Source organism: Macrococcus equi (assembly GCF_047426745.1).
In the GTDB taxonomy this organism is placed as follows: Bacteria; Bacillota; Bacilli; order Staphylococcales; family Staphylococcaceae; genus Macrococcoides; species Macrococcoides equi.
Map to the genome: position 1 here is coordinate 1,284,848 of NZ_CP179732.1, position 13,757 is coordinate 1,298,604.

General features: G+C 33.7%; 17 protein-coding genes. 10 read left to right on the top strand and 7 right to left on the bottom strand.

The window, feature by feature from the left end; translation table 11 throughout:
* Nucleotides 1-30: 30 nt before the first annotated feature.
* From ACMGE6_RS06635 to ACMGE6_RS06650, 4 genes are all read left to right on the top strand, one after another.
* Nucleotides 31-1,572 carry an IucA/IucC family protein gene (locus ACMGE6_RS06635; RefSeq protein ID WP_414053212.1) on the top strand — a complete coding sequence of 514 codons (1,542 nt, stop codon included), beginning with the start codon at nucleotides 31-33 and terminating at the stop codon, nucleotides 1,570-1,572.
* A 71-nt stretch (nucleotides 1,573-1,643) separates the two neighbouring features.
* Nucleotides 1,644-3,206, top strand: a complete 1,563-nt coding sequence (locus tag ACMGE6_RS06640; protein WP_414053213.1) for an IucA/IucC family protein — start codon at nucleotides 1,644-1,646, stop codon at nucleotides 3,204-3,206.
* Nucleotides 3,184-4,368 carry an MFS transporter gene (locus ACMGE6_RS06645; RefSeq protein ID WP_414053214.1) on the top strand — a complete coding sequence of 395 codons (1,185 nt, stop codon included), beginning with the start codon at nucleotides 3,184-3,186 and terminating at the stop codon, nucleotides 4,366-4,368. The genes ACMGE6_RS06640 and ACMGE6_RS06645 overlap by 23 nt, the downstream gene beginning before the upstream one ends.
* Nucleotides 4,340-5,452 (top strand): alanine racemase, encoded by a 1,113-nt coding sequence (locus ACMGE6_RS06650; RefSeq protein ID WP_414053215.1) that lies wholly within the window; start codon nucleotides 4,340-4,342, stop codon nucleotides 5,450-5,452. Before ACMGE6_RS06645 ends, ACMGE6_RS06650 begins: the two co-directional genes overlap by 29 nt.
* A 75-nt stretch (nucleotides 5,453-5,527) precedes the next feature.
* Here ACMGE6_RS06650 and ACMGE6_RS06655 read toward each other — a convergent pair whose 3' ends face one another.
* Nucleotides 5,528-5,935: a cupin domain-containing protein gene (locus ACMGE6_RS06655; RefSeq protein ID WP_414045737.1), complete on the bottom strand. Its 408-nt coding sequence runs from the start codon at nucleotides 5,933-5,935 to the stop codon at nucleotides 5,528-5,530.
* A 210-nt stretch (nucleotides 5,936-6,145) separates the two neighbouring features.
* On the opposite strand from ACMGE6_RS06655, the gene ACMGE6_RS06660 reads away from it, so the two are divergent.
* Complete coding sequence (locus ACMGE6_RS06660) at nucleotides 6,146-6,508, top strand: hypothetical protein (RefSeq protein ID WP_414053216.1); 363 nt, start codon at nucleotides 6,146-6,148, stop codon at nucleotides 6,506-6,508.
* Nucleotides 6,509-6,720: 212 nt separating this feature from the next.
* On the opposite strand, the gene ACMGE6_RS06665 is transcribed toward ACMGE6_RS06660, so the two are convergent.
* Nucleotides 6,721-6,897, bottom strand: coding sequence for a hypothetical protein (locus tag ACMGE6_RS06665; RefSeq protein ID WP_414053217.1), 177 nt, complete (start codon nucleotides 6,895-6,897; stop codon nucleotides 6,721-6,723).
* Between the two features lie 18 nt (nucleotides 6,898-6,915).
* On the bottom strand, nucleotides 6,916-7,152 hold the full coding sequence (locus tag ACMGE6_RS06670) for a hypothetical protein (protein WP_414053218.1): 237 nt from the start codon (nucleotides 7,150-7,152) through the stop codon (nucleotides 6,916-6,918).
* Between the two features lie 303 nt (nucleotides 7,153-7,455).
* Between ACMGE6_RS06670 and ACMGE6_RS06675 the strand changes: the two genes are divergently transcribed.
* Both ACMGE6_RS06675 and ACMGE6_RS06680 read left to right on the top strand, forming a co-directional pair.
* Nucleotides 7,456-8,112, top strand: a complete 657-nt coding sequence (locus ACMGE6_RS06675; RefSeq protein WP_414053219.1) for a hypothetical protein — start codon at nucleotides 7,456-7,458, stop codon at nucleotides 8,110-8,112.
* A 14-nt stretch (nucleotides 8,113-8,126) separates the two neighbouring features.
* The gene (locus ACMGE6_RS06680) at nucleotides 8,127-8,795 is read left to right on the top strand and encodes a hypothetical protein (RefSeq protein ID WP_414053220.1); all 669 of its coding nucleotides are present in this window, start codon (nucleotides 8,127-8,129) and stop codon (nucleotides 8,793-8,795) included.
* Between the two features lie 64 nt (nucleotides 8,796-8,859).
* On the opposite strand, the gene ACMGE6_RS06685 is transcribed toward ACMGE6_RS06680, so the two are convergent.
* From ACMGE6_RS06685 to ACMGE6_RS06695, 3 genes are read right to left on the bottom strand one after another with little or no spacing between them, the layout of a single operon-like run.
* Nucleotides 8,860-9,021, bottom strand: coding sequence for a hypothetical protein (locus ACMGE6_RS06685; RefSeq protein WP_414047165.1), 162 nt, complete (start codon nucleotides 9,019-9,021; stop codon nucleotides 8,860-8,862).
* Nucleotide 9,022: 1 nt separating this feature from the next.
* The gene (locus tag ACMGE6_RS06690) at nucleotides 9,023-9,238 is read right to left on the bottom strand and encodes a helix-turn-helix transcriptional regulator (RefSeq protein ID WP_414053221.1); all 216 of its coding nucleotides are present in this window, start codon (nucleotides 9,236-9,238) and stop codon (nucleotides 9,023-9,025) included.
* Nucleotides 9,239-9,241: 3 nt separating this feature from the next.
* Nucleotides 9,242-9,598 (bottom strand): DUF3796 domain-containing protein, encoded by a 357-nt coding sequence (locus ACMGE6_RS06695; RefSeq protein WP_414053222.1) that lies wholly within the window; start codon nucleotides 9,596-9,598, stop codon nucleotides 9,242-9,244.
* 222 nt (nucleotides 9,599-9,820) lie between these two features.
* On the opposite strand from ACMGE6_RS06695, the gene ACMGE6_RS06700 reads away from it, so the two are divergent.
* Both ACMGE6_RS06700 and ACMGE6_RS06705 read left to right on the top strand, forming a co-directional pair.
* Nucleotides 9,821-10,777, top strand: a complete 957-nt coding sequence (locus ACMGE6_RS06700) for a hypothetical protein (protein ID WP_414053223.1) — start codon at nucleotides 9,821-9,823, stop codon at nucleotides 10,775-10,777.
* Nucleotides 10,767-11,282: a DUF805 domain-containing protein gene (locus ACMGE6_RS06705; protein WP_414053224.1), complete on the top strand. Its 516-nt coding sequence runs from the start codon at nucleotides 10,767-10,769 to the stop codon at nucleotides 11,280-11,282. Before ACMGE6_RS06700 ends, ACMGE6_RS06705 begins: the two co-directional genes overlap by 11 nt.
* A 34-nt stretch (nucleotides 11,283-11,316) precedes the next feature.
* On the opposite strand, the gene ACMGE6_RS06710 is transcribed toward ACMGE6_RS06705, so the two are convergent.
* Nucleotides 11,317-12,642, bottom strand: coding sequence for a TrkH family potassium uptake protein (locus ACMGE6_RS06710; protein WP_414053225.1), 1,326 nt, complete (start codon nucleotides 12,640-12,642; stop codon nucleotides 11,317-11,319).
* 183 nt (nucleotides 12,643-12,825) lie between these two features.
* Here ACMGE6_RS06710 and ACMGE6_RS06715 point away from each other — a divergent pair, with 183 nt between their 5' ends.
* Entirely contained in the window at nucleotides 12,826-13,713 is an 888-nt protein-coding gene (locus tag ACMGE6_RS06715; protein WP_414053226.1) for a hypothetical protein, read from the top strand.
* The last annotated feature ends 44 nt before the right edge of the window (nucleotides 13,714-13,757 follow it).

Sequence of the window (13,757 nt, forward strand, 5' to 3'; positions counted from 1 at the left end):
GGATTTTTTATTTTTAAAAGGAGTTATATTATGAATTCTATGCCACAAACGCTTGAAACATCTGCATTACGTTATTTTGATGGTTTAAGTAAAGATGAGTTGATAAAGTATTATCACTTAGCTCATAAAGAGATAAATGAACGAGTGAGTCAGTGTATTCAAGTAGAAACAATCGAGACTCAAAACTTTGATGTAATTCAGGAAGAAATTGATCAATCTATTCAAAACTTGACGTTAAGTCTCATCCAATATGATTTAGATAAACAAAACTATCTAAGTAAATATAAAAATATATTTGAATTTGCTCATTTTTATGATGTTAATGACACTATCTATGAACAATCTGTAACGTTAGGACATCCTTTTCATCCGATGACTAAGACAAAACTTGGCTTATCAACAGATGAAGTCATCTGCTATGCTCCGGAGTTTAGAAATAGTGTGAAGATCATACCACTCATTTGCGAGGCATCGAATGTTGAGACTATTGGAGAATATGTACTACCTGAAAATTATACTGAGCAACTTAGAGATATAGCGAGCAAGCTCGAGATAAATCATCCTGCTTTTGTTTTTGTTCATGAATGGCAGCTGAACCATTATATTAAACAACACAATAGTGATTTATTAATCAATGGCGTGTGTATACCGATATATCAACTGGCGGTCGAGGCTCATCCGTTACTGTCATTTAGAACATTATACGTACCTGAGTTTAACTGCGTGATTAAAACTGCGGTCAATGCACAGGCGACTAGTGCTGTGCGAAATGTATCGCAAGCTTCAATACAAAACGGTATCACACTCAGCAAATATGTAAGTGAAATTTATAAGGAATATGATGGTTGCTTTATTCAACAAGATAAAGCAGGTATGTCTCTACGTAGTGCAGAACACAATAACAAAATAAGCTGCATGATAAGAGAGACTATCCAAAGACGTGAAAATCAGGACGTCTTAGTATGTGCAAGTTTAATTACTAAAAGTTTTATTACAGATCAACCAATGATTCATGAAGCGATCGACTTAATATCTGATAAACAGCAAATTTCACAGGAAGAAGCAATAAAATTATTCTTTACTAAATACGCCAAGCTATTGATTGAAGCAACTTATCGCTTGATGTTAGAGCACCATATTAGTTTAGAAGCACATATGCAAAATAGTTCTGTCGTGCTGGAAGACGGGATGCCGGTTGCAATATATATTCGTGACTTTGGTGGTGTCAGACTATCCAATAAAGAGATAGATATCGATTGTAGTACAGGTTTATATACAGAATCATTTGAAGCATTACATGCTGTGTTTACGCATGCAGTACTATATAATCACCTGTTTCAAATGATAGAAACGCTTCAAATATCTGATAAACGTGCGTTATACCAAGTGATTTATAAGGAGATTGAATCCATCAATAATAATTTTAAGCCGAAAGTAAATGTACTCAAAGCACCGGTATTAAAGGTAAAGTCTTTACTTAAAATGAGACTTTATGGTGATAGTTATGACTATCGATATTCTAGTATCAACAATCCTTTATTTAGCGAGGTATTTCAATGTGGGAAAAAGTAGTGCAAAATCATAGTGACAATATATCTTTAAGTATAATAACGAAATATATTCATCAAGCTCGTAGGCTTTCCATGAAAAAAATAATCAATGCAATTGTCCAGGAATGTATCTCTCCTTTTACAAAAGTGAAAGACACTTCAAATGAAATTTTACTTTACACCAACGAAACAGTCGTGAGCTATGATAAAGCAACGTGTCAAATTACAATTGGTGATGAAGTAATGACAGATCCTCTAAATTTTCTGGAATGGTGTGGGGCTCAATCTGAATATAACTATAACGACTTTATCAAGGAAATAGAAAATCATCTCATCAACCAGGCGCTAAGTTTTATTCATTGCGCACAAGTTGAGAAAAGTCATCATCCATTACTGACTGGAGAGCAGTGGGTGGTTACAGGCCATAACATTCATCCTTGTGCTAAAACAAAGCTTGGAATGTCGTTTGAAGAAGTGATGCGTTATGCACCTGAATATAATCAGGTCTTTGAACTGAACTGGATACTCGTTAAAAAGACATTGCTATTTAATAATTTAGAAACAATCTATATAAATCAGTTAAAGGCATTCAGTGGATATGACAAACCTATCGATGAAAAGTATACATTAATACCTGTGCATCCATTTCAATATCAGCATGTATTAAATGACGTTTACCAGGAAGAAATTGCAACAGGAGATATTGTTATGCTCGACTATAAAGGTGGCGTTGTGAAAAGTACATCTTCGTTCCGTACAGTATGCCCGCTTGATAGTAATTATCCCATCATTAAGCTACCAGTTCACGCACAAATGACATCAACAGTACGTTCAATCAGTAATAATAGTGTCATTAACAGTAAAAAGATAAGTGATTATATAGAAGGTGTATATAACAATGATATTGACTTGAAGAAGGTAAGCACACCGATTATGGAATACGGTGGTATGACTTACCCGCATGATGACGAAAGAAAACAGCGTAACTTATCATTCATATTAAGAGAGAACAGTACTCAAAAATTTAAACAGTTCGATAAAGTTTATACAGCGACATGCTTATGTGAAAGAGATGAAACTGGGCAGAAAATTTATCAGCAACTTATTGCTCACTCTCAAATGTCACAAGATAAATGGTTTGAAAAGTATGCAACGCTATTAATCGATACTGCAGTCCCTTTAATGACAAAATACGGTATAGGCCTGGAAGCGCATATGCAGAATATATCCATAGCTTTTTGTTCAGGTATTCCAACCCATATTTACTATAGAGACTTCGGTGGGTTACGTATCGATGTCTCACGCACACATGGAAAACTTCAATTAAAGCAAGGACTAACACATGCTTCAACTGTAGAGATGCATGAGAAATTACTGAATACATTACTGGCCAATCATCTGGAAACACTCATTGCCCATTTTTCGGAAGACTATCAATTATCAAGCACTCATCTTTGGGCAATCGTAGCTAGTGCGATTGATAAAATATTTGCAACATTTGAAGAGGATATTACATGGTTCGAGCAGGATTGTGAACGCTTCAAATCACCTTATCTTAAACAAAAAGCATTGATGACAATGCGTTTATCAACTTCAAATAAAGATATATACATTGAAAAGGAAAATCCGCTGTATGCATCTTTTGTTAAACAATAATAAACCGTTACAAAGATTCCTTGCGGGACAATTGATTCAAAGGACAAGTGACTGGATAGATATTATCGTGCTGAACTGGGCGATATTACATGTCACACATCAACCGATGGCACTGGCGATATTGAACATGATGAGGCTATTACCGCAATTATTATTTGCTTTAGTTACCGGGAAGATTGTTGATTTAATGCGTACAAAGCAATTGATGTACAGCGTACATATATTAAATATAGTGCTTACCATCTTTCTATGCATCAGCTTTTACGAACAACATATTTTATCAATCTATAGCATTATTGCATTACGTGCATATATTCAATCCATTGATAACATTCAGCGCAATAAAGTATTGCCCGGCTTTACAACCAGCGATAAGTTAAAACAAATCATCAGTATGAATGCACTACTGATCAATGTTACAAGAATTATCGGGCCATTTATCGGTGGTATGCTTTTAGTATATTTTGATGTTGAACTACTTCTATTAATACCAGTAATAAGTAGTCTATGCGTCCTAATACTTAATAAACAACTACCGGAAAGCCAGTTAAAACAACGCAACAAATATAAAATAATGCAATATTTAAACAATAACAAAGTAATCATTCATATTATGCTAACGAGTATTATATCGATGTTCTTTGGATTTTCATTTACGATCGTATTGCCAATCATTGTTAAACATACGTTGCATCAAGGGGCGATTGTTTATGCACTGTATACAGCGATACTTGCGCTTGGCTCGGTAACAGTACTACTGATATTTATGAATCATAACAGTCAGTCATCCATTCAGTCATTAATATTTTGGGCAGTACTTTTCACGGTTTCTATAGCACTGATGATGTCTCAAAATACTTATATATTTCTAATAGCAATTTTTATCATGGGGTTTGGATCACAAGGATTCCGAACGACGCACCGTGTGTTAGTGCAGCAATATACGCAGGATGAATATAAAGGAAGTGTACTGTCAATTACTATGATGGATAGAGGATTTATACCGCTAGGTGGGATGATGATGACTTATATCTATACAACCTATGGTGCAGAATTAATGTACCTTACAATGTTAATCGGACTAATATTTATGACGTTAGTTTGTCTATATATGAAGTGGGAGGATAAGAAAGATGGAACATATATACCAGATATTAAGTAATCCGGCAACGGACTATTATATATATGATTTAAATGCATTAGCAGCACGCATCAAGTATATTACATCAGCACTAAATCATGATGTATATTATGCTGTGAAAGCTAATAGTCACCATAGAATTATCAATACCTTATTACCCTTCGTTCAAGGATTTGAAGTGGCATCAAGAGGAGAAATAGAAAAAGTAAGACAAATATCTGGAGAAGCGAAAATGATATACGGTGGACCTGTGAAGACATATGAAGATCTGGAATTTGCGATAACTAGAAACGTCGCATCGATTCAGGTGGAAAGTTTATTTGAACTCGATGCATTAAGCAAGCTCACGACGCAATATAATCAAAAAGTTAAAGTATGTCTACGTATAAATTTGGCTGCAGTAAATGCGGATGCAACATTAAAGATGTCAGGTGCAACACAATTTGGATTACCCGAAGAAGATATCGAAGAAGCGATGCACATCATAAGAAACACACCAAATATTGAATTCGACGGCTTACATTTTCATGCTATGAGTAATAACCTGCAGGCAGATAAGCATATAACATTTATTGAACAAGCATTCAATTACAGACATACTGCGATAGAAGAAATAAATACTATCAATGTTGGTGGAGGAATTGGCATTGATTATCAGAAGAAGGAGCAGTTTAATTTTGAGGCGTTCAGCGAAGCGGTTAATCAAATGCCACGCATGACATTTGAGCTAGGACGCTATGTTGTAGGACCTATAGGATATTATGCAGCAAATGTTTATGACATTAAAACGATGCATGACAAACATTTCATATTACTAAACGGTGGCACAAATCACTTTAGATTTCCGAAAGCATGGAATCACCACCATGCGCATAGCATCTATCATTCACAAAGTAATCAGCAACGTAAGAAAACGATACAAAATCAACAAGCATATTATGCAGGAAAATTATGCACACCAAACGACATCTTCGGGTTACCCTATGAAGTTGAAACGATTACTACAGGAGACTGGGTTGTCTTTCATAATGCAGGTGCATATAGCTATGACATCAGTCATATCAACTTCCTATCGCACCCTGAACCTGAGATTGTATTTATCTGATAACTAATAAACTAGACATTATTATACCCCCTAAAGTCAATTCAACTTTAGGGGGTTCATATATATTAAAACATTTTACTCGTCTGCCATACCATCCGCGCGAGTTTTATGAACAGTACCATGTGGATGATGAGATGGTGCATAAATAGAATAAACTTTCAGTGGCTTATCACCAGTATTCGTTACATTATGCCATTTACCAGCTGGAACTAAGATAGCGTAGTCAGCAGAAGCATTTTGTTCGAAATCTAATTGCTCTTTATTATCTCCCATTTGTACAAGACCTTCACCGTCTTCGATACGTAGGAATTGATCAGTATCAGGATGTACCTCTAAACCGATATCTTCTCCAACTTCGATACTCATTAAAGTCACTTGTAAGTGCTCGCCAGTCCAGTAAGCAGTACGATAGTTTGTGTTTTCTTTTGTAGCTTCCTCAATGTTCGTAACGAAAGGATTAGGTCCGAAATCTTTTAATTCCATTAGTAAAACCTCCTCAATAATTTATTACATTGTAAATATACCCATATAGATTTTTATTAATCAGAAGTATATGTTCTATTACGGAAGATTTGTATAACAAGATATAAAAGTATGATTTTTTTAAAGTTGAAGAATTTAACAAATAATTTCCATTTTATTGATTTTAGGTTATTATTAAATCAAAGAAAATATTTATGAGGTGTATTAAAATTGAGACACATCAAAAGAAATCCACGTCAGTTTATCATCTTACTCATATTATCTATGATTTATATCATGCTTAATACAATAGGGAATAAAAGTATCTGGTGGAGTATCGCATACGGAATACTTGTGTTATGCACTGTAATGACATTCTTTGTGACGATAAGTGACGAAGAGGAAATGAACCGTTTATTAGATCATGAAGTCAAACGTCTGAATATGCCGAGAGAGAGATTATATCAAGTTACAGGATATAATCGATATGAAGTTACAGAGAATGAGGACGGTCAGACGATATTCTGGATATCTATGTCTAAGAAGAAAGCATTACTAAAAAAACTTAAGAAGATGTCTGCAGAAGAAATATAAAAATGAATATAAAAGTAAGACATAATCCGGTACATTTTAACGTACCGGATTAATTTTTTAAGAATCAATATTAATCTTATTTATTACTATTATTAACAAAATACATAACAAAAACTTTAAAGTTGAAGTTAAATTTTTACATGTTATATGAGAAAGTTTAAAGTCGAAGTGAAACAAATGGTAAGAAGATTTAATTTAATTTTTATGTAATTTTATTCTTTAAACCACTTTGACCCGATGTAGTTAATAACTAAGATAAGTAAATTGACAAATGCTATATTGCCGATAACGTATACAATATCTGTATCATTTTGGATAAAAATAATGAAGGAAATAATAATGTAAATTGTCAGCAGGATTTTAGCGGTAAGTACATATGTTTTATTCATAGGTAATCTCCCGCTAAATTATTCTTCGACATAATTAACATCGAAAATATAAATACCATCTTCAATTGTAATATCGATATTGAAACGGGGTTTAATATTGATATTCTTGAACTCACCGTTATCGTAGTTGAAGTCGATGATACATTGAATTTCATCTAAATTCTTACTCAACATAGCAATGCGACGTTCATCCTGGACGATATTAATCGATTCATGATATTTGATTGTAATGCCGTGAGCTGTTAATTGTTTCATTGAAATCAGTCATTTCTTAATAAAAGGATAGTACCAGATTATATGAATGTATATAGATGGGAGAGAGAATTAAGGTAGGTTTAAGGTTGATAAATTTTAGTACATTTAAATCCGATTTGATATTTACAAATAGTTACAATATATTGATTGTGATATAGTAAAATTAGGAAATATATTTAAATGTAGTGTTGCTACTGAAGCAGAAAAAATTGAAATTAGAAAAAGAGAAGCTGCAGCAAATGGTATTGAATATAATCCTGATGATTATGTTGAATAATCATTGCATGAATGGAGGAATGTAGTTTGATAAACTCTAAACGATTTCCTGTTGTCGATAGTACTTATATAGAGGATATTAATGGTCAGTCGCGCTTTGGTTATGGGATTAGAGAGTGGCTGGATTTAAATGACGCTAAAGAAATTTTTAATAATGAAGGTTATTTTATCGGGATGACTTTACGTTTTTTCGATTTTGTTTCAGGTGAAACGTTTGAGCCTTTTCCGGTTACTAGAAATATTGCATATGGCAATGTAGTATTTCATGATGAGTTATTTTATTTTCTTCAAGCTGATTTTGGTTCTAATGTAATTAACTTAATCAGTTATTATCCAGATCAGGAGACTAATGTGGTTACTACTTTAGATATGAATGTGATGGATTTAGATAAACTAAAGATTATTGGTAATGGCGTTCACGTGGTTAATCAGAAAGAAGATTTCGTTTGTTATTATCCTGAATCATTTGCATTGCAACTGGAAGACGAGGAAACGGTTGTCATGATGGATGAAGACAAGTTATATATCAATCAATGGATTGAAGAAGAGATTGATACGGGAGATGAATTTCCGAAATATAATTATTACGATAAACTTGTGATTAAGAATTTTGAAGGTGAAAGTTTAAGCGAAGAGATTGGTTATTTGCAGCAGCATAAAGATGGTAAATGGTGGATTAGTTAATAAAGTAATGTGAGGTGAATGTAATGGTAGAAATTAATCGCTTTGATATTGTTCGTGGTAATCAAATATTAGAAATATATAATCAATCTCGATATGGCTATAGTTTAAGTGAAGGGATAGAACTTTACGAAATTGAAGATGTCATTCAACATGCGGGCAAGTATGACGGGATGACAATCAGTTTCTATGATTTTTACACTGGACAAGTTCATTGTCCATTTGACTTGAAGCAGAACGTTGGCTATGGTCAAGTCACATTCATTGATGGTTACTGTTATTTCTTGCAATGCGATTACGCCGCAAGGAAAGTTAATGTAATTGAATATTTGCCAGGTCAGCCTGCTCGTACATATGTTAGTTTGAATATGGATGAAGTTGAGCTGGGTAATTTGATGATTATTGGTCCTAATATAAACGTGGTAAGTAACTTAAATGATTTTTGTAGTTATTATCCAAAAAAATTTCAGATGAAGTTACAACCAACTGAATCTATTGTATTGATTGATGAGGATAAAGTATATATCAATCAATGGGTTGAAGAGGGCTGGGATGAAGAACTGGATATTCAGACAAATGATTTTAAGTATTATGACCAACTGATTATAAGGGATTTTGAAGGTAACCTGATCAGTAAGGAAACAGCTAATTTATCAACTCATCACGGGCAAGAGTGGTTAAGTTAAACAGTGTATACAATGCACTGTTTTTTATTTTGATAATACAATCAGGAACATTTTCCTGATTGTATTACCTCGCTGCCTTTCTATAATTAATATAAGCGAAGAATAGAAAGACAACGCCAATCGCTCCGTACAGAATTGTAAAGCTGTGATCATCAGGATGCCATTGAATTAAGCCGATGACAATCCACAGTAATCCCATAAGTAATAGACTGACTGCTTTATACATATTATATCTCTCCTTCAAAATTAAATTCGAATAGATCATATATTGAAGCCTTTAATACTATTGAAATTTTCATCGCAAGTTCTAAAGAAGGATTATATTTTCCGTTTTCTAATCGCATAATCGTTTCTCTTCTAACGTTCACACGTTCTGCTAATTCTTCCTGAGTCATTTCTTGAAGTAGCCGGTATTTCTTAATTTGTGTTGTAAATTTCACCATTTTTTACTCCTCATTCTCAAATTGATACGTATAATATGCCCATAAATTTATGCCAACCGCAAATCCTAATGAAAATAGCGATAGCTGGATTTGATAGAGTACTTTGTAGTCGGTGATCAATATATTTAAAATAATCGTAGAAATAAGGATGAATATGAAAGTGATTTTGATAGCTCTTGTTGCTGCCTTATTTTTATTTTCTATTAATCTTTCATCACTTGCAGTACCAATTTTATTCCACCAGATATATCTGAATCCTCCGAAGAATATGAAGTAAATCAGGAATATTGGCGTTTTAATACCTATAAATCCTAAAAATCCAAGAAGTCCAATGAGCCATGACCACTTTTTATCTGACATTTTGTCATCTCCTAATGTGATATATTTATCTCTTTATGATACAAATATATCACATTCGGTATGAGATTTAAAGTATGAGGATAGGTATTAATTTTGGAACTACTAAACTAATTGTTTGTAAATTTAATTTCACATGCAATTTGACACACTTCCACATTTACAATTATCATGTAATTAATGGAAAATATAAAAATGACTTGAAATTAATGTTCGAGGTGGGCTATGAAGAAGATATTATTGAGTTTATTTGCAGCGATGCTTGCAACGGGTGCGTTTTTGGATACGAAAAATTATATTCAGGGGAATAACATTGAACTAAACCCTTATGATCCAGCAGGTTCTTATCAGACAAAACAGGAAGCAGTGGATGAGATGGGTTATGCGTTAGAGTTAATCGATGTTGATTCACATGCAGAGATGAAGCGTATTTTTAAATTACCGAATAAAAGTTACTATACATTAGAGATGTTAGATGCACAGAAGAAGCAATCGTCTTATCTTTATACGGGATTAATTGAGACGCAGAATGGTAATACTTCAATCCTTGAATTTCCGAAACACAAGTGGGAACTTATTAGTGTGAATAATGATTATAAGAATAAGTCATGGGATGTGAACAGTAAAGCTGGAAAGTTTCATTTTAATGTTGGAGATTTTTGGTCAAATGATATTGATAATCGTATCATCACTAACGATGATGAGTCAGCTGGCATGAGTATTGACTACACACCGAAGAAGGGTGTAATTGAGATGAATGACAATGGTGTCTGGCTGGATCACGCGAAGTTTAAGGTTGGTATGCAGAACAAATCGAAGGCTTATCCTACTGAAGATGCAGCGGTGAATGCTGTTAAGCAGAATGACTTTGGCAAACGACTTGGTGTTATAAAGATGCGTGATATGAACTTTTATGTCTATGTCAATCAAGTCGCTGAATTTAACGAGTATACGATTGTACCAGTGAGATTAAAGGATAATCAGTTTATTGCCGGTAAGTATGAGCGCTTCACATTTGAATCTGAAGATATTGTTGAAGTGAGTATGGAAGAACAGGTTGAAGGTATACTTTTCACAGTGCACTTCCAGCAGGATAACGAGAAATTGAAAAAGTATAGCAACACATTAAAACATAAACATATGCATATTGCTGTAGTAGGGGGTAAACAGGATGCAAAATAATATGTCGATGAAAGATGCTGTCATTGCATTCTGGACGAAAGGTTTTCAGTTTAGCGGGCGTGCACGTCGAAGCGAGTACTGGTTGAATGTTGTGGCAATGATTTTGATAGGTTTACTCATCTGGGGGATTTTTAGCTTGGTTGATGTATTCACAGGGCAAAAGTTTCACCTGCAGGAACATTATCATTTCTTTTCATCAGAGATAATCCCTTATATTACTGCTATTCCTGGTATGGCTCAAGCGAGTCGTCGCCTGCAGGATATTAATATAAACGGGATATTTGCTATTGTGATTATTGCATTTGGTACGATTATTAGTTTTATTTCAACGCATGTGTTTCCGATATTCCCGATAGATTTTACAAATATGGGTGGGATGACATCTTTAGTTGTTTTCTCATTAATTACTGTTATTCCTTGGTTATTCTTATTCATTTGTAATTTCATTCGTGGCAATCACGGACCTAATCAATACGGTGAAGATCCAAAACAAGTGATTTCATAATGTAAAAAAATCGTAGCGATTCGCTACGATTTTTTTATCCTGTTAATATATCACCTTTAGGATAGCTATAAAGTTGTTTATTTGGTTTAGAGAATGTGAGCACGATGGTAAGAACACCTACTTTACCGATCATCATCATGAGAATAATCAGTAGTTTACCGATTACGGATAGTTTTCCGGTAATCCCCATTGTAAGTCCCACAGTACCAAACGCAGATATGACTTCAAACATTAGAGGTAGGAAAGGTAGCTTTGGTTCAGATAATACTAATGCGAAGACTATTGTAAAGCAAAAACCTGAGCTTAGTACAGCAATTGCCAAACTTTTAAACAGAAATCTTGAATCAATAGCTCGTTTAAATAAACTTAAATGTTCACGCTGTTTTATATAACTTAATGTTCCAAGGATAATAACGACAGCTGTCGTTAATTTAATCCCGCCGGCTGTTGACGTAGATCCTCCTCCAATAAACATCAAAAGCATCATTATTAAAATGGTAGGGGGCGTTAATGCACCGATGTCAACTGTATTAAATCCAGCTGTCCGAGTTGTAATAGCTTGGAAATAAGCAATCTGAAACTGATCGAAAGTTGAATGTCCACCAAGGGTTGCTTTATTACCATATTCTAATATGAATATAATAAGTGTAGCAAAAAAGTTAATGGCTAACGTACTGACAAGCATGACTTTTGTGTGCACGCGCAGTTTATGAAAATGCTTTGTCTTATATAAGTCCAGAATTACCGTGAACCCTAACCCTCCAATAATGATTAAGCTGGTAATGATAAAATTGATAATCGGATTGGTCTGATATTGCATTAAATTATCACTATGCAATGCAAATCCGGCATTGTTAAATGCGCTGACTGCCGTGAAGATACTATTGTAGATACCTCTTTGTAGTCCAAGTTTTGGCACCCATTCCATAGCAAGTAATACTGCACCGATGATTTCAAAGATTAAGCTGACAAAGAATAAAATCAGTACAAGACGTAATATCCCGCCTGTATTCTGCTGGTTTAAGGCTTCGGTTGCTAATGAACGACCTTTAAATCCTACTTTTTTACCTAACATGATAAAGACGATCATCGCTAAAGTAATGATACCTAGTCCCCCTGCCTGAATAAGCAGCATAATGATTGTATATCCTACATGGTTAAAGTGTTCGGTGATATCAATCGTTGCAAGACCGGTAACTGTAAATGCACTTGTCGCAATGAACAGACAATCTACGAAAGATGTCGGCTGTTTTTGTGCAAAGGGCATATATAATAGCAATGTACCGATAATTAAAAAGACAAGAAATGCACTGATAATAACTAAATAAGGGTTTTTAAATCTAAATCTATGCTTATTCATTTTTAAACCTCTTTATTGTTTACTTAAGTAAATATAGCGTACATGAATTGTATGGAAATTACAATTTGTTTTTAAGGTAAAAAACTTTTATTTTAAAGAAAAGTGTAAAAAATATATCTTGAAATAAATGGTATAAGGTATATACTTAAATCGTAATCATTACGATTTAAGAGGAGAGATCATATGAAAAATTCAGTATCAAAAGTATTATTAAGTTCAGCAATGATGTTTGGTGTAGTGGCACCGATTCAATCACAAATTGTTCAAGCAGAAACTACTGTACAGCCTGCAACAGTTGTTTTAAATGATGAAAATGCGGAAGTAATCAGTAATACAGAAATTACTTTGGTGAACGGAAATGATACAATCAAAGCAGTGACAGATGCTCAAGGTAAAGCTACTTTTAATAACGTAAAAAGCAATGTCATGTATAAAATCTATGTATCAGGCATTGAAATGAAGAATGCTTATGCCAAAAGCGGACAGGATGTAAGGGTATCAGTAGAACTTGCTCAATTAGAACAAGCTAAACAACAAGGTGTGACTTTTAATGCATACGTCATTAATAACAAATATCAATATGTTAAAAATCAAAACGTAAAACTGATTGATATTACGAGTGGTCGTAAAGTATTTGCACAAAAGAAAACTAATCAATACGGAAAAGCAAGTTTTACAAAGTTACCTGTTGAACGTAACTTTGCAGTATATATTAATGGGATTAACCAAGGTTACACAATTCGTGGTGTAGAAGGTACAACATTAAACAATACGTTCTATGTTAATAAAAAAGGTGCTTATAAATATAATGTCGCGACACAACCTGCCAAAGTGGTTGTCGTTGATGAAAATGCACAAGAGCTTAAAAATCAAAAAGTAGACTTATATCGTGGTACGGAAAAAGTAAGATCACAAAAAACAAAATCAAATGGTTCTGCGCAATTTACTAATAAGATTACTGTAGGTACACACTACAATATTTATGTTAATAATAAAAAGATTGCCAATAAATTTGTACGTTCAGGTGAGACAACTTATGTTTATTTAACAGCTAAGGAAATTAGAAAATAATATCATTAATAATATTAATGATTCAGACTGAAGACAAAGTCTCC